21 protein-coding genes and 1 pseudogene are annotated in these 13,825 nt (G+C 67.6%); 13 read left to right on the top strand and 9 right to left on the bottom strand.

What is annotated here, in order from left to right; translation table 11 throughout:
• Positions 1–717, top strand: a complete 717-nt coding sequence (locus ACFJGX_RS26475) for an RNA polymerase sigma factor FliA (protein WP_291112634.1) — start codon at positions 1–3, stop codon at positions 715–717.
• Between the two features lie 144 nt (positions 718–861).
• On the opposite strand, the gene ACFJGX_RS26470 is transcribed toward ACFJGX_RS26475, so the two are convergent.
• A complete protein-coding gene (locus ACFJGX_RS26470) occupies positions 862–1,434 on the bottom strand; it encodes a putative glycolipid-binding domain-containing protein (protein ID WP_382323247.1) in 573 nt (190 codons plus the stop codon).
• Positions 1,435–1,442: 8 nt separating this feature from the next.
• Positions 1,443–1,943 carry a DUF2059 domain-containing protein gene (locus ACFJGX_RS26465; RefSeq protein WP_382323248.1) on the bottom strand — a complete coding sequence of 167 codons (501 nt, stop codon included), beginning with the start codon at positions 1,941–1,943 and terminating at the stop codon, positions 1,443–1,445.
• Between the two features lie 111 nt (positions 1,944–2,054).
• Between ACFJGX_RS26465 and ACFJGX_RS26460 the strand changes: the two genes are divergently transcribed.
• The 3 genes from ACFJGX_RS26460 to ACFJGX_RS26450 are packed head-to-tail and all read left to right on the top strand — an operon-like array spanning position 2,055 to position 3,422.
• A complete protein-coding gene (locus tag ACFJGX_RS26460; RefSeq protein WP_382161725.1) occupies positions 2,055–2,426 on the top strand; it encodes an ankyrin repeat domain-containing protein in 372 nt (123 codons plus the stop codon).
• Positions 2,427–2,486: 60 nt separating this feature from the next.
• Positions 2,487–3,125: a LysE family translocator gene (locus ACFJGX_RS26455; protein ID WP_291112628.1), complete on the top strand. Its 639-nt coding sequence runs from the start codon at positions 2,487–2,489 to the stop codon at positions 3,123–3,125.
• A gap of 9 nt (positions 3,126–3,134) precedes the next feature.
• Positions 3,135–3,422, top strand: a complete 288-nt coding sequence (locus ACFJGX_RS26450; protein ID WP_382323249.1) for a putative quinol monooxygenase — start codon at positions 3,135–3,137, stop codon at positions 3,420–3,422.
• A 16-nt stretch (positions 3,423–3,438) separates the two neighbouring features.
• Here ACFJGX_RS26450 and ACFJGX_RS26445 read toward each other — a convergent pair whose 3' ends face one another.
• The 7 genes from ACFJGX_RS26445 to flgA all read right to left on the bottom strand — a co-directional run bounded on the left by ACFJGX_RS26445 (position 3,439) and on the right by flgA (position 6,508).
• Positions 3,439–3,834: a VOC family protein gene (locus ACFJGX_RS26445; RefSeq protein WP_382323250.1), complete on the bottom strand. Its 396-nt coding sequence runs from the start codon at positions 3,832–3,834 to the stop codon at positions 3,439–3,441.
• 33 nt (positions 3,835–3,867) lie between these two features.
• A complete protein-coding gene (locus ACFJGX_RS26440; protein WP_382323251.1) occupies positions 3,868–4,266 on the bottom strand; it encodes a hypothetical protein in 399 nt (132 codons plus the stop codon).
• A gap of 57 nt (positions 4,267–4,323) precedes the next feature.
• The gene (locus ACFJGX_RS26435) at positions 4,324–4,560 is read right to left on the bottom strand and encodes a hypothetical protein (RefSeq protein WP_291112623.1); all 237 of its coding nucleotides are present in this window, start codon (positions 4,558–4,560) and stop codon (positions 4,324–4,326) included.
• On the bottom strand, positions 4,547–4,696 hold the full coding sequence (locus tag ACFJGX_RS26430) for a hypothetical protein (protein WP_382327394.1): 150 nt from the start codon (positions 4,694–4,696) through the stop codon (positions 4,547–4,549). The genes ACFJGX_RS26435 and ACFJGX_RS26430 overlap by 14 nt, the downstream gene beginning before the upstream one ends.
• Before the next feature lie 224 nt (positions 4,697–4,920).
• Positions 4,921–5,301 carry a hypothetical protein gene (locus ACFJGX_RS26425; protein ID WP_382161717.1) on the bottom strand — a complete coding sequence of 127 codons (381 nt, stop codon included), beginning with the start codon at positions 5,299–5,301 and terminating at the stop codon, positions 4,921–4,923.
• 26 nt (positions 5,302–5,327) lie between these two features.
• A complete protein-coding gene (gene flgM, locus ACFJGX_RS26420; protein ID WP_382161714.1) occupies positions 5,328–5,645 on the bottom strand; it encodes a flagellar biosynthesis anti-sigma factor FlgM in 318 nt (105 codons plus the stop codon).
• A gap of 131 nt (positions 5,646–5,776) precedes the next feature.
• Complete coding sequence (gene flgA, locus ACFJGX_RS26415; protein ID WP_382323254.1) at positions 5,777–6,508, bottom strand: flagellar basal body P-ring formation chaperone FlgA; 732 nt, start codon at positions 6,506–6,508, stop codon at positions 5,777–5,779.
• A 194-nt stretch (positions 6,509–6,702) separates the two neighbouring features.
• Between flgA and flgB the strand changes: the two genes are divergently transcribed.
• The 9 genes and pseudogenes from flgB (at position 6,703) to flgJ (ending at position 13,819) form a co-directional block, all read left to right on the top strand.
• Complete coding sequence (gene flgB, locus ACFJGX_RS26410; RefSeq protein ID WP_382323255.1) at positions 6,703–7,116, top strand: flagellar basal body rod protein FlgB; 414 nt, start codon at positions 6,703–6,705, stop codon at positions 7,114–7,116.
• A 17-nt stretch (positions 7,117–7,133) separates the two neighbouring features.
• The gene (gene flgC, locus ACFJGX_RS26405; RefSeq protein ID WP_382327392.1) at positions 7,134–7,538 is read left to right on the top strand and encodes a flagellar basal body rod protein FlgC; all 405 of its coding nucleotides are present in this window, start codon (positions 7,134–7,136) and stop codon (positions 7,536–7,538) included.
• A gap of 26 nt (positions 7,539–7,564) precedes the next feature.
• Positions 7,565–8,227 (top strand): flagellar hook assembly protein FlgD, encoded by a 663-nt coding sequence (locus tag ACFJGX_RS26400; RefSeq protein WP_382323256.1) that lies wholly within the window; start codon positions 7,565–7,567, stop codon positions 8,225–8,227.
• A 50-nt stretch (positions 8,228–8,277) separates the two neighbouring features.
• Positions 8,278–9,492: a flagellar hook protein FlgE gene (gene flgE / locus ACFJGX_RS26395; protein WP_382161698.1), complete on the top strand. Its 1,215-nt coding sequence runs from the start codon at positions 8,278–8,280 to the stop codon at positions 9,490–9,492.
• A gap of 37 nt (positions 9,493–9,529) precedes the next feature.
• Positions 9,530–10,267, top strand: coding sequence for a flagellar basal-body rod protein FlgF (gene flgF, locus ACFJGX_RS26390; RefSeq protein ID WP_382327390.1), 738 nt, complete (start codon positions 9,530–9,532; stop codon positions 10,265–10,267).
• Between the two features lie 25 nt (positions 10,268–10,292).
• Positions 10,293–11,075, top strand: a complete 783-nt coding sequence (flgG, locus tag ACFJGX_RS26385; RefSeq protein WP_382323257.1) for a flagellar basal-body rod protein FlgG — start codon at positions 10,293–10,295, stop codon at positions 11,073–11,075.
• 9 nt (positions 11,076–11,084) lie between these two features.
• Positions 11,085–11,780 carry a flagellar basal body L-ring protein FlgH gene (locus ACFJGX_RS26380; protein WP_382323258.1) on the top strand — a complete coding sequence of 232 codons (696 nt, stop codon included), beginning with the start codon at positions 11,085–11,087 and terminating at the stop codon, positions 11,778–11,780.
• Positions 11,781–11,862: 82 nt separating this feature from the next.
• Positions 11,863–12,952 (top strand): annotated as a pseudogene (locus tag ACFJGX_RS26375) (flagellar basal body P-ring protein FlgI).
• Positions 12,953–13,819, top strand: a complete 867-nt coding sequence (flgJ, locus tag ACFJGX_RS26370) for a flagellar assembly peptidoglycan hydrolase FlgJ (protein ID WP_382323259.1) — start codon at positions 12,953–12,955, stop codon at positions 13,817–13,819.
• Positions 13,820–13,825: the final 6 nt, after the last annotated feature.

Raw genomic sequence — 13,825 nt, 5'->3', positions numbered from 1 at the left:
ATGTACACCGCCAAAGGCACCCTCAACCGGGACGACCAGTTGCGCAAATACAGCCCGCTGGTGCGCCGCCTCGCTCACCACATGATCGCCAAGCTGCCGCCCAGCGTGGAGCTCGACGACCTGATCCAGGTCGGCATGATCGGCCTGACCGAAGCCATCGCGCGCTTCGAGCCCACCCAGGGCGTGCAGTTCGAGACCTTCGCCAGCCAGCGCATCCGCGGCGCGATGATCGACGAATTGCGCGAGGGCGACTGGATGTCGCGCGGCTCGCGCAAGAGCCAGAAAGACATCGAGCAGGCCGTGCACCGCCTGCAGCAGAAGCTGCACCGCGTGCCCAAGGAAAGCGAGATCGCCGCCGAGATGGGCATGAGCCTGGCCGACTACCAGCACCTGCTGGCCAAGGTGCGCGGCACCCAGCTCGTGTACCTGGAGGACATCAGCGGCAACAGCGACGACGAAGACGGCTTCCTGGACCGCCACATGGGCGACCACGAGGCCGACCCCTCGGCCGTGCTGCAGGACCACCGCATGCGCACCGCCCTGGTGGCCGCCATCAAGGTGCTGCCCGAGCGCGAACAGCAGATCATGTCGATGTACTACGAGCACGACATGAACCTGAAGGAGATCGCGGCCGTGCTGGGCGTGACCGAGTCGCGCATCTGCCAGCTGCACAGCCAGTCCATCGCGCGGCTGCGCTCCAAGCTGCGGGCGCATTGACGGAAATAGAAACACCCCCCTGCGCCGCTGACGCGGCTTCCCCCCTCCGTGGCGCGCCTTCGGCGCTTCGAGGGGGGACGGCAGCTTGGGCCGGCGGAGCCGGACCCTCGCTGCCTCTGACCAGTGCCGCGCGCCGGTAATGCCTCAGATGCGCTTGAAGAGGCCCGGGTAGTCGAGAACGATGCCGTCTTCGTCCACCGGCAGATCCACCTGGAATCCACTGCCGTCCAGGCTCTCGAAACGGTAGAGCCGCTCGGCCAGGCGCGTGTAGGCCTGGGGCTTGGCCTGCACCGTGAGTTCGGGGGCGCTTACCCAGGCCATGCGGAACTCGCGGCGCTCGCCCACGGCCATCGGCTCGCGCCGGATCGGAAAACTGTTGGTGAAGGGCGTGGGCCAGATGTCGATGTCCAGGCAGCCCTCCAGCTCGCGCAGCGCGCGGTTGTTGCCGTCGTGCCAGTGGCCCTGGCCGTCGGTGCGCAGGCTGAGCGCGCGCGAGGCCTGGGCGGTGTCCACCAGCAGGTCGGCCCGGCGCAACTGCCACGACCGTCCCCAGGCCAGTCGGTAGCTGAGCCGGAACGGGCCGCTGGTTTCATCGAATGCCAGCACCACGGCGCTGGCCTCGGTGTCCGACAGCAGCAGGTGCTCCAGTCCCACGCCCTCGTGGGTCGGGTTCCAGGTGGGCTGCCAGCAGAGGGTGCGGGTGTCGGTGTGGGCCATGGGGAAGCCTACTGCGCCAGCCGGGCTTCCTTCATCACCTCCACCATCTCGGCCTGCAGCTTGGGCATGAAGGCCTGCAGCTGTTGCTGCGAGGCCTCCATGGAGCGCTGCATCACCACCGGCATCTTGGCCACGAAGGCCTGGCCGACCGGGCTCTGGTAGAAGGCGATGAGGCCGTCGACCTCGGCCTGCTCGAAGTTCTCGCGGTAGATCTGCACCATCATGGGCTCCAGCTTGGCCCAGGTGATCTCCTCGCGCATCACCTTGGCCAGCCGCGCCGGCGCCAGCTCCATCACGCGCGCCTGCTGGGCCGTCAGCGCCTTGCCTTTCGTGGCGGCCTGCATGCCCTGGCGGATCATCTGCTCCATGTTGGCGTACAGGGTGTCCATCATCTTGTCCGACTGCGTGACCGACAGCAGCGTGGCGATGGAGGCGTCCGAAGGCGGGGCGGCGTGGGCCGACAGGGCCAGGGTGCTGGTGAGCAGGAGGGCGGCAAGGGTTTGTTTCATGGTCATGGCGGCGGCCTGCGGGTAAGGTTCAGGGAAGGTGATCGGACGATTGAAACACAGCGCCCGGGCCCCGCGCGGGTGGCCGCGTGGGCCGTTTGGAAAGGAGGAGGGATGTCCGCTGGAGACTGGAAAGAGCTGTACCAGGCGGCCTGCGAGGGCCGCATCGAGCTGGTGCGCTACCACGTGAGGGAGCGGGTGAACCTCGACCACGCGCACCCCGAGTACCTGTCCACGCCGCTGGTGGCCTGCATCCTGGCCCGGCAGGAGGCGGTGGCCCATCTGCTGCTGGACCACGGTGCCAACCCGCTGCTGCTGTCCGAGTTCGAGGCCCTCACACCGGTGCAGGCGGCGCGCCAGGCCGGACTGAGCGGGCTGGAGGCGCGGCTGCGCGCCATGGGGGCGCCGGACCCGGCCGCGCGGCAGCCGGCGCGGGGCGGCTGGCTCGCGCCCCTCCTGGGCCGCTGGCTGTGGTGGGCGAGGTGAACACGGGGTTGTTCGGCCTGGCCTAGGATGTGGGGTCCCCACCCCCACCGAGGTTTTTTCATGGTTCCCCTGAACGACTGGCTGCTCTTTGCCGGCGCGGCCCTGCTGATGGCGCTGACGCCCGGCCCCAACATGGTCTATCTGATCTCGCGCTCGATCTGCCAGGGCCGACGGGCCGGCGTGATCTCGCTGTTCGGCGTGGTGGCCGGCTTTCTGGTGCACATGTTCACCGCCGCGGTGGGCCTCACGGCGCTGTTCATGGCCGTGCCGCTGGCCTACGAGATCCTGAAGTGGGCCGGCGCGGCCTACCTGCTGTACCTGGCCTGGCAGGCGGTCAAGCCGGGCGCGCGCTCGCCCTTCGAGGCGCGCGACCTGCCGCAGGACTCGCCGCGCAAGCTGTTCGCCATGGGCTTTCTCACCAACCTGCTCAACCCCAAGATCGCGGTGTTCTACCTCGCGATCTTTCCGCAGTTCGTCTCGCCCGAGCATGGCTCGGTGTTCGTGCAGAGCGTGGTGCTGGGGCTGACGCAGATCGTCTTCAGTTTCAGCGTCAACCTGAGCATCGCCCTGTCGGCGGCGAAGCTGGCGCGCTGGTTCCAGCACAACCGCCGCTGGCTGGCGGTGCAGCGTTACGTGATGGGCGGTGTGCTGGCCGCGCTGGCGGTGCGGCTGGCCGCCGAGCAGCGCCGCGTGGCCTGACGCGCGGCCATGCTCAAGGTCATCGCCCAGGATTTCATCCGGCCCGAGTGCCTGGCCCAGGTCGAGCCGCTGTACCGCGAACTGGTGGAGAAGACCCGGCAGGAGCCGCTGTGTCTGGCCTACGAACTCTGCGTCAACCAGAAGGACCCGGGGCATTTCATCTTCATGGAGGCCTGGCCCGACCGGGCCGCGCTGGACGCGCATTGCCAGACCGAGCACTTCCGCCGGCTGGTGCCGCAGATCGACCAATGCCAGCGCCAGGCCGGCACCTTTTTGTTGATGGACGTGGTGGCCTGAAGGCCGTGCCCGGCGCTCAGCCTGCCGCCGGCGCGCGCGCGTAGCTCACGGTCAACATTTCCCACTGGTGGCGATCGGGCTGGTTCCAGTAGACGATGCGCCCGCCGTGGGCCGTGTCCACCTTCGAGTCGACCGGCCCGTGCACCAGGCTGCGGTAGGGGATGCCGGCGGCCTGAAGGCGCGCAAGGATGGCGTCGAACGCGTCCTCGCTCACGCGAAACGCGAAGTGGATGTTGGGCACGGGCCCATCCCACTGATCGAAGTCGAGGGTCAGGCCATCGTTGACGTAGACCGGTGCGAACGGCCCGATGCCGCTGGCGGACCAGGGCACGCCGAGCAGCTCGGCGAGTTGCCGCGCGGCGGCGATCTTGTCGCGAGATGGCACGAGCAGGTGATCGAGTTGAATGTTCATCGCGATGCCGCCGTGCGCCTGGGCCGTCGGTGTTCAGTAGGAGCGCAGCGCGATGCCCCAGCGGCCGGCCGAGCGGGTCACGATCCAGAGGTTGTGGTACCGGTTGAGCACCTCGCCCGCCGCGGTGCGCCGGGTGTAGTCCACCAGGAAGTGCACCTTGTCGGCGCTCGCCAGCACGGGGGTGATCGACTCGGTTTGTGTGCGCGCCCAGCCCGTGGCGCGCAGGCTGGTGAAAAAGTCGCTCGGGAGCTGGCCCGGCGCGAACCATTCCAGGCGGTGCGAGCCGGAGAGCATGGTGTGCGGGAAGTTCAGCTCGGCATCCATGCCGACCAGGTCTTCGGCGTTGAAGGCGGTGGCGAAACGGTCGATGCAGGCCCAGGCTTCCACCGTGTCTGCGCTGTTCACACTGTCGGGGGTGGGGTTCTCGTTCATGGCTGGAGCGAAAAATGGGTCACTTGTCCATCATGGTGGCGCCCGCGCAAAAAGGCGTCAACCCTGCTGGCAGAGCGCGCCGGGGTGTTCCCAGCCGGAGCCATTGCGGGGCCATTCGACCAGCACGCCTTCTTCGGTCTGGGCGACCACGCGGCCGTCCACGCGGTCCAGGCTGCCTTTGTGAAGGCGGTTGACACGGGCGCCGGCAGCGAACTGGGGCGTCTGGAAATAGGATTTGAGCAATTCGATCATGGTGTGGGTCTCGGGATCGGGATGAGGGTCAGAAGGCGCCATGGTGGTGGTGGCCTCGGTGGGCCTGGTCCCAACGGCGTTGCATGTCCTCCAGCTGGTGGAGGCTCTTGGCGGTGCTGAGGTATTCCTCCAGCCCGTCGGAAGCGCCGGCGGCGGCGCGGCGGAAAAAGCTGGCCAACGGCACCAGCCAGTCGGGTCCACAGGGAAGTGATGAGGGTGTTCATGGCAATCAATCTAAGGGTTAACCCGTATTTTAGAAGGGCTGCCGCTAAAAAGGTATATCCATCAGATTGGCTAATGAGATATCAGAGGCGATCTCTCAAAGGACCTTCTGGATACGGATGGATTCTGTAGACGTAAAAAAACCGGCAGATGCCGGTTTTTGACGGGAGAAGAAGAGACTCAGGCGGTCAGGAAGCCGCGCCCCGCGCCGCCGAGCGGTGAGGGTTTGACCATGCGGCCATAGGTGGGCTGGCGCTGCAGCGACTGCTGGGGCAGCAGGCTGGCGACTGCGCGTTCGTTCTGGGCGTTGGAGCGCAGCACGGCCTGGCGCAGCTGGGCGAAACGCTGCGCGGCGCTCTGGGTGTCGCGGCGCAGCGCGCTGTCGGGGTCGGCGAAAGCCGGCGTGCGGGGGGCTTGCTGCAGCACTGCCTGCATGGCCGCGCTGGCCTGTTCCACACCGGGCGCATCGCCGCGCAGCAAGGCGGCTTCGAGCGCATCGAGTTCGGCCTGCAACGAGTCGATCCAGGGTTGGTGGGGCGTCGTCGTTGCGGCTGAGGTCATGGTGCGGTCGGTGGGGGGTGGAGAAATCAGGCCTTGCTGCCGTTGAGCATTTCGGCGGCGTTGGCCAGCATCTTGTCGGCGATGGCTTCGGGATTCACCTGGAAGGTCCCGTTGGCGATCGCCGCTTTCATGGCTTCGACTTTTTCCGTGTTGAACACCTCGTTGCCGCCCGAGCCCAGGGCCGAGACGGTGGAGGGGGACAGCGTCACGGTCACGCCCTGCGGCTTGGCCGTGGGGGCGCCTGCGGCGGCCAGTTCGGCGACCGCTGCGGGTTTTTCGGCGGCCTTCTGGGGACCACCGGCCACGGAACCTATATAGGAATCGGGTGACGAATCGACTTTCATTTCACGCTCCAAACCCTGTAGTCAGGGTGATGTGTGAGAACTATCGACCTGGGTGGAACGAACTTTAGGCATTTTTGAGGAGCCGGTTCGGGCAATCCGTCACGTTGGCGGGGCCGTTGCGGACGTCCGGCTCAAAGCGCCATCTCAACGGTCTGGTCTTCCTGCACCAGACCGGTGACCACCCGCCCGCCGGGCAGGCGGATGCGGGCGGACTGCCCGACCAGGCCGGCGGTGAGCGCCAGGCCGGTCACGGAAATGCTGAACCCGGTGCCGTTGCTGTTGACCCGCACCTGGTCGCCCGCGGCGAAGGCCTTGGTCGGGCGCACCATGTTCTGGCGGATCGCCAGGCCCGGGGTGAGGGCGAAGGCGGTTTCCTGGCCGATCCACATCTCGGGGCGGGCCAGCACCGTGGCGGGGCTGGCCGCCCAATCCACTTCGGCCAGTTCGGCGTCTTCTTGAGTGAGGGTGGCACCGGCGTCCACCGGGCGCTTGATCACCCAGGCCGGGCCGAAGGCCTTGACCGTGACCGGCACGAAGACGTTCCAGCGCGAAGGGCCCTCGACGCAGCGCAGGCCGATGCGGCTGCGGCCCCACAGGCGCGAGCCGGCCGGCAGGTGGGGCTCGACCCTGGCGCAGGGCGCCAGGCGCAGGCGGGTGTCGAGCGCGCCCATCACGACCTCGGTGCGCAGGGGCAGGGCCTCGTCTTTCGGGATCGCGGCCTCCAGCGCGGGCTGCAGCCACGCGCGCGCGGTCTTCTCCAGTTCGTCGGTCTGGTTGTTCGCGTGGGCCGTGCCCAGGCCCGGCAGCAGCAGGGCCAGGGCCCAGCCGCAGGCGGCGAGCAGGCGGTGCAGGGTGGGGCGCATGGGCGGTCTCCGATGGGTGGTCCGGCCTGCACTGTAGGCCGGCGGCCGCCCGGACAAAGGCGGGAAATGGCTTGCAAAGCGGCGCTTGTTCCGGCCATTGGCGACCCTCAAGATTTCCATAATTCGTCCAACCCCCGGTATCTGGGCCTCCCTCTGGAGACCCGAGCCGGCCCCCAACCTTGCTGGAGTGGACGATGCTTGAACAGATGACCGGCCGGCTGGACTTCCATGCCAACGCCCTGCTGCTGCGCTCGCAGCGCCAGCAGGTGATCGCCAGCAACATCGCCAACGCGGACACGCCCGGCTACGTCGCGCGCGACTTCGATTTCGCCAGCGCGCTCAAGAACGTCTCGGGCATGCAGACCGGCGCCACCGCCGGCGTGACCCAGACCAACGCCCAGCACATGCGCCTGGGCACCACCAGCGCGGGCCCGGCCCGGCCCGACATGGCCTACACGGTGCAGACCCAGCCCAGCCAGGACGGCAACTCGGTCGACCTCGACCGCGAGCGCGCCAACTTCGTGGACAACAGCGTGCGCTACGAGTCCACGCTGCGTTTCATCAATGGTCACGTGAAGACCATGCTCAGCGCCATCACCGGCCAATGAGCTGAAAGGACCCTGTCATGTCGATGTTCTCCATCTTCGGTGTCTCGGGCAGCGCGGTCAGCGCGCAGTCCCAGCGCCTCAACGTGGTGGCCTCCAACCTGGCCAACGCCGACGCGGTGGCCGGCCCGGATCGCCAGACCTACAAGGCGCGCCACATCCTGTTCCAGACCGTGCCCATGGGCGGCGAGGGCAATGCGGGCGTGAAGGTGCAGAACATCGTGGAGAGCGACGCCCCGGGCCGCCGCGTGCACAACCCCACGCACCCCAGCGCCGACGCCGAAGGTTATGTGACGCACGCCAACGTGAACCCGGTCGAGGAGATGGTCAACATGATCTCGGCCTCGCGCTCGTACCAGAACAACGTCGAGGTCATGAACACGGCCAAGTCGCTGTTGCTCAAGACCCTGCAAATGGGGCAATGAGCCCGACTTTTGGAAAGACCTGACCCATGTTCATGACCCCCATCGACATCAGCAAGCTGGGCAACACGCCCGGCAGCACGACCGGCACCTCGGCCCAGAACAGCATGGACCCGAAGGCCTCGCAGGACCGCTTCCTCAAGCTGCTGGTCGCGCAGCTCAACAACCAGGACCCGTTGAACCCGATGGACAACGCGCAGATGACGACCCAGATGGCGCAGATCAACACGGTCAGCGGCATCCAGGAACTCAACGCGACGCTCAACAACATGGCCGCGCAGTTCTCCTCGCAGACCGCGCTGCAGGGCACCTCGCTGATCGGCCGCGAGGCCCTGCTGCCGGGCGACAAGCTCACCTTCAAGGACGGCCAGGCCAAGGCGGCGTTCTCGCTCGACACCAAGGCCACCGACGTGAAGGTCGACATCATGGGCACCAACGGCGAGGTCATCAAGACCGTCGAGATGGGCGCGCTGGGCAGCGGCCTGCACCGCTTCAACTGGGACGCCGAGGGCGTGGACCCTGCGACGGTCAAGGGCTTCAAGGTGCGCGCGGTCGACGGCAGCGAACCCGTGGACACCGTGTCGCTGCAGCGCATGACCGTGGACTCGGTGAGCTTCTCCGGCGGCTCCATCTACATGCTGCTGCAGGACGGCAGCACCCGCGCCTACAACGACGTGCTCGCGTTCATGTGAGCGCCTGAGCCTTTTCCCACACACCGCTTTCCCCTCCTAAGGACATCACCATGGCATTCCAGCAAGGACTCTCCGGCCTGAACAGCGCCAGCCGCAACCTCGACGTGATCGGGCACAACATCGCCAACGCCAACACGGTGGGCATGAAGAGCTCGCGCGGCGAGTTCGGCGAGCTCTACGCCAGCTCCGTGAACGCGGCCGGCGGCGTGAACTCCGGCATCGGCGTGGCGCTGACCACCGTGTCGCAGCATTTCACGCAGGGCAACATCACGGTGACGGGCAACGACCTGGACGTGGCCATCAACGGCTCGGGCTTCTTCGAACTCAACATGCCCAATGGCACGGTCGCCTACAGCCGCGCCGGCATGTTCAAGCTCGACAGCAGCGGCAACATCATCACCAACGGCGGCGCCAACCTCATGGGCTACCCGACCGCGCCCGATGGCACGCGCCTGAGCTTCGACACGCAGCCGCTGCGCCTGCCCACCGGCGGCCCGATCCCCGCGCGCCAGACCACCAATATCCTGGCCGAATTCAACCTCGACGCGCGCGCACCGGTGGCCTCCACGCAGACGCCGCCCACGCCGCTGTCCACCTACGGCACGTCCCTGGTCGCCTACGACTCCCAGGGCCTGGAGATCCCGGTGGCGCTGAGCTTCGAGAAAATCGGCAACAACCAGTGGAACGTGTACACCGGCGTCAACGGCGCCGACCCCGCGGCGTCCACGCCCTTCGTCGTGAGCTTCCTGCCGGACGGTTCGCTCGATCCGGCCTCGACGATTCCGCAGCTCACGCTGACCTCGCCCAACGACCCCACGGTGACCTTCAACGTCGATCTCGACTTTGGTGCCGCGACGCAGTTCGGCACCAACTTCGCCGTCAGCGACCTGGACCAGGACGGTTATCGCCCGGGCCAGTTCCTGGGTCTGAAGATCGGCGAGGACGGTCTGGTCAGCGGCCAGTACTCCAACGGTGAAACCCGCGCCGCGGGCCAGATCGCGCTGGTCAACTTCCGCAACACGCAAGGCCTGCAGCCCACCGGCGGCGGCAACTGGACGGCCACCTTCACCTCGGGCGACCCGCTGCACGGCGAGCCCGGCACGGGCAACTTCGGCGCCCTGCGCTCGGGGGCGCTGGAAGACTCCAACGTCGACATCACGGCCGAGCTGGTCAACATGATGACCGCGCAGCGCACCTACCAGGCCAACGCCCAGACCATCAAGACGCAGGACCAGGTGCTGAGCACCCTCCTGAACATGCGCTGATCCAGATCCGCGCCTGAGCTGAACGAAGGAGCCCCGCATGGACCGCATGATCTACACCGCGATGACCGGCGCCAACGCCGCGCAGTACCGGCAGCAGGTGCTGGCCAACAACCTGGCCAACGTGTCCACGCCGGGCTTTCGCGCCGAACTCTCGACCTTCCGCGCGGTGCCGGTGCGCGGCGACGGCGCGAGCACGCGCGTGTTCGCCCTGGAAGCCACGCCCGGCCATTCCGACCTGCCCGGTTCGATCGCCGCCACCGGCCGCAACCTGGACGTGGCCGCGCGCGGCAACGCCTATTTCGCGGTCCAGGGGCTGGACGGCACCGAGGCCTACACCCGCGCGGGCGCGCTCGAAATCAACCAGGACGGCACCCTGGTCAGCGGCCAGGGCCTGCCCATGTTGGGCGATGGCGGACCGATCGTGGTGCCCGAAGGCGCGCGCGTGGACATCGCCTCCGACGGCACCGTGAGCACGCGCGTGGGCAACCAGCCTTCGCAGACCGTGGGCCGCCTCAAGATGGTCATGCCCGACGCCGACAACCCGCTGCGCCGCAGCGAGGACGGCCTGTTCCGCGGCCCGCAGGGCGACCCGCTGCCCGCGAGCGACGTGGCCCGCCTGCAGGACGGCGCGCTCGAAGGCTCCAACGTCAATCCCATGGAGGCCATGGTCGGCATGATCGCCGTGGCCCGCCAGTTCGAGGTGCAGATGCGCATGTTGCAGAACGGCGAAACCAACGACAAGACCGCCAGCCAGCTGCTGAGCATGAACGGCTAATCACTTTCCCCTTGCGGAGCACACCATGATCAATTCGCTGATGATTTCCAAGACCGGCATGCAGGCGCAGCAGATGCAGCTGGACGTGATCTCGAACAACCTGGCCAACGTGTCCACCAACGGCTTCAAGCGCGCCAACGCGGTGTTCGAAGACCTGATGTACCAGAACCTGCGCCAGGTGGGCGCCAACACGGCCGAGCAGGCCGAGCTGCCCACGGGCCTGCAAGTGGGCCTGGGTGTGCGCACCGTCGCCACCTCGCGCAACTTCTCGCAGGGCAGCCTGCAGCAGTCGGACAACCCGCTGGACATCGCGGTCAACGGCAACGGCTTCTTCCAGGTCGAGATGCCCGACGGCACCACCGCCTACACGCGCGACGGCAGCTTCAAGGCCGACGCGCAGGGCCGCATCGTCACCAACAGCGGCTACCCGCTCACCGCCGGCATCACCGTGCCGGCCGAGGCGCAGAGCATCACCGTCTCGTCCGATGGCGTGGTCACCGTCAAGCTGCCGGGCAACCCCGCGCCGCAGCGGGTGGGCGCCATCGAGCTGGCCAGCTTCATCAACCCGGCCGGCCTGGAGCCCATGGGCCAGAACCTCTACGCCGAGAGCCTGGCGTCGGGCAACCCCATCAACGGCGCACCCAACTCGGCCGGCATGGGCTCGCTGATGCAGGGCTACGTCGAAACCTCCAACGTCAACGTGGTGCAGGAACTGGTGACCATGATCCAGACCCAGCGCGCGTATGAAATGAATTCCAAGGCGATCCAGACATCCGACCAGATGCTGCAGCGCCTGAGCCAGCTGTAAGGACCCGCCATGTTGCGCATCGCCCTCATCCTGTCGCTCGCCGTGCTCGCCTCCGGTTGCGAAACCCTCCAGCGCACGCCCCAGGTGGACCTGGTGCCGGCCCAGCCGGTGCGCTACGCGCAGCAGGCCCCCATGGCCGCGCCCACCGTCACCGTCGCGCCCAGCGGCAGCCTGTTCCAGGCCGTGAGCTACCGGCCCGCGTTCGAAGACCCGCGCGCGCGCATGCCAGGCGACATCCTCACGGTGCAGATCACCGAGCGCATCAACGCGACGCAGAAGTCCTCGTCGTCGGTGGACCGCACCGCCAACGCGTCGGCCGGCGTCTCCGCGCTGCCCTTCATCAGCCCCAGCAGCTCGCTGCTGGGCAAGCTCGACGTGGGCGCGAATTCGTCCAACAAGTTCGCCGGCAACGGCGAGACCGAGAACGCCAACACCTTCACCGGCTCCATCACCACCACGGTGCAGGAAGTGCTGCCCAACGGCCACCTGCTGGTGGTGGGCGAGAAGCAGATCGGTGTGAACCAGAACGTGGACGTGCTGCGTTTCTCCGGCACGGTGGACCCGAAACAGATCCGCCCCGGCAACGTGGTCGCCTCCACCCAGGTCGCGAATGTGCGCATCGAGTCGCGCGGGCGCGGCCAGCAGGGCGAAGCGCTCTCAATTGGCTGGTTGGCACGGTTCTTTTTGACCGTTCTCCCGTTCTGATGCCGTTGCATGATGGCTCACCCCTTTGCTGGGGCTCCGTGGGAACCATGACATGACTATCGACCGACTGTTCCAAAACTTGATGCTGTTGTGCGGCGTGCTGCTCTGCCTGCCCGCCGCCGCCCAGGCGATCCGCATCAAGGAGATCGCGGCGGTGCAAGGCGTGCGCAGCAACCAGCTGACCGGCTATGGCCTGGTGGTGGGGCTGGACGGCACGGGTGACCAGACCACGCAGATGCCCTACACCACGCAGAGCCTGAACAACTACCTGCAGCAGCTGGGTCTCTCGCTGCCGCCGGGCACGAACATGCAGTTGAAGAACGTGGCGGCCGTGATGGTCACCGCGCAACTGCCCGCCTTCGCCCAGCCCGGCCAGGCCATCGACGTGACCGTGTCCTCGGTTGGCAACGCCAAGTCGCTGCGCGGCGGCACGCTCATCACCACACCGCTCAAGGGCGCCGACGGCGAGATCTACGCGCTCGCGCAAGGCAACCTGCTGGTCGGCGGCGCGGGCGCCTCGGCCGGCGGCAGCAAGGTGCAGGTCAACCACCTGAGCGCGGGCCGCGTGCCCGGCGGCGCGCAGGTGGAGCGCGCGGTGCGCAGCGCCCTTCGCCCTGGGCGACACCATCGACCTGGGCCTGAACTCCAACGACTTCCAGACCGCCAGCCGCGTGACCGACGCCATCAACAAGGTGATGGGCGCCGGCGTGGCCAGTGCCATGGACGGCCGCGTGGTGCGCCTGCGCGCGCCGGCCGATCCGAGCCAGCGCGTGAGCTTCCTGGCCAAGGTGGAAGACATCCGCCTGGACGCCACCATCCCCATGGCGCGCGTCATCATCAATTCGCGCACCGGCTCCATCGTGATGAACCAGGCCGTCACGCTCGGCGCCTGCGCCGTCTCGCACGGCAACCTCTCGGTGAGCATCAGCTCCACCCCGGTGATCAGCCAGCCCAACCCGCTGTCCGTGGGCGGGCAGACCGTGGTGACCGAGAAGGCCGACATCCAGATCCGCCAGGACAAGGGTTCGCTCGTCAAGATCGACACCGCGCCGCAACTCTCCGACGTGGTGCGCGCCCTGAACTCGCTCGGCGCCACGCCGCAGGACCTGCTCGCCATCCTCCAGGCGATCAAGGCGTCCGGCGCGATGAACGCGGAGCTGGAGGTCATCTAAGTGAATACGCGTCCGCTCACGCCCAGCGGCCTGGCCGCCGACCCGACAGCGCTCAACGCGCTGCGCTACGGCTCGGGCAAGGGCGACGACAAGGCCGCGCTGAAAGAAGCGGCCAAGCAGTTCGAATCGCTCTTCATGCGCGAACTCATCAAGAGCATGCGCGAGGCGACGCAGAAGTCCGGCCTGATGGACGGCGAGGGCAGCAACCTGGGCATGGACCTGCTCGACCAGCAGTTCTCGGTGCAGCTCTCGGGCCTGCCCGGCGGGCTGTCCGAAGCGATCGAGCGCCAGCTCGGTCGCCAGATGACCAACACCGACGCCACCCGGGGTGGCGGCAGCGGCGCCCTCTCCGCCACCGGCGACACCAGCACCGTGGGCCGAGTGAACGCGGGCCCGCGCCAGGCCGGTTTCGTGGAGCAGCACAGCGAGGCCGCGGCCACCGTGGCGCGCGAGTCCGGCATTCCCGCCAGCTTCATGATCGGCCAGGCCGGCCACGAGACCGGCTGGGGCCGCAGCGAGATCAAGCATGCCGACGGCACGCCCTCGCACAACCTGTTCGGCATCAAGGCCACGGACAGCTGGAAGGGCAAGGTCGCCGAAATCACGACCACCGAGTACATCAACGGCGAGCCGCGCAAGGTGACGGCCAAGTTCCGCGCCTACGACTCCTACGCCGATTCGTTCCGCGACTACGCGCGCCTCATCGGCAACAGCCCACGCTACGAAGGCGTGATGGACCAGCTGCATTCCGTGCAAGGCTTTGCCAGCGGCCTGCAGAAGGCCGGTTACGCCACCGACCCCCAGTACGCGGCCAAACTCAGCCGCGCGATCAACTCCACCCTGAGCCTGCAGCGGGCGCAGGGCTGAAAGAGA

This window comes from Hydrogenophaga sp. UC242_50, from assembly GCF_042697355.1.
Lineage (GTDB): Bacteria > Pseudomonadota > Gammaproteobacteria > Burkholderiales > Burkholderiaceae_C > Hydrogenophaga.
Note: the sequence above shows the minus strand (reverse complement) of the source record. Positions and strands in the feature narration are given on the sequence as shown.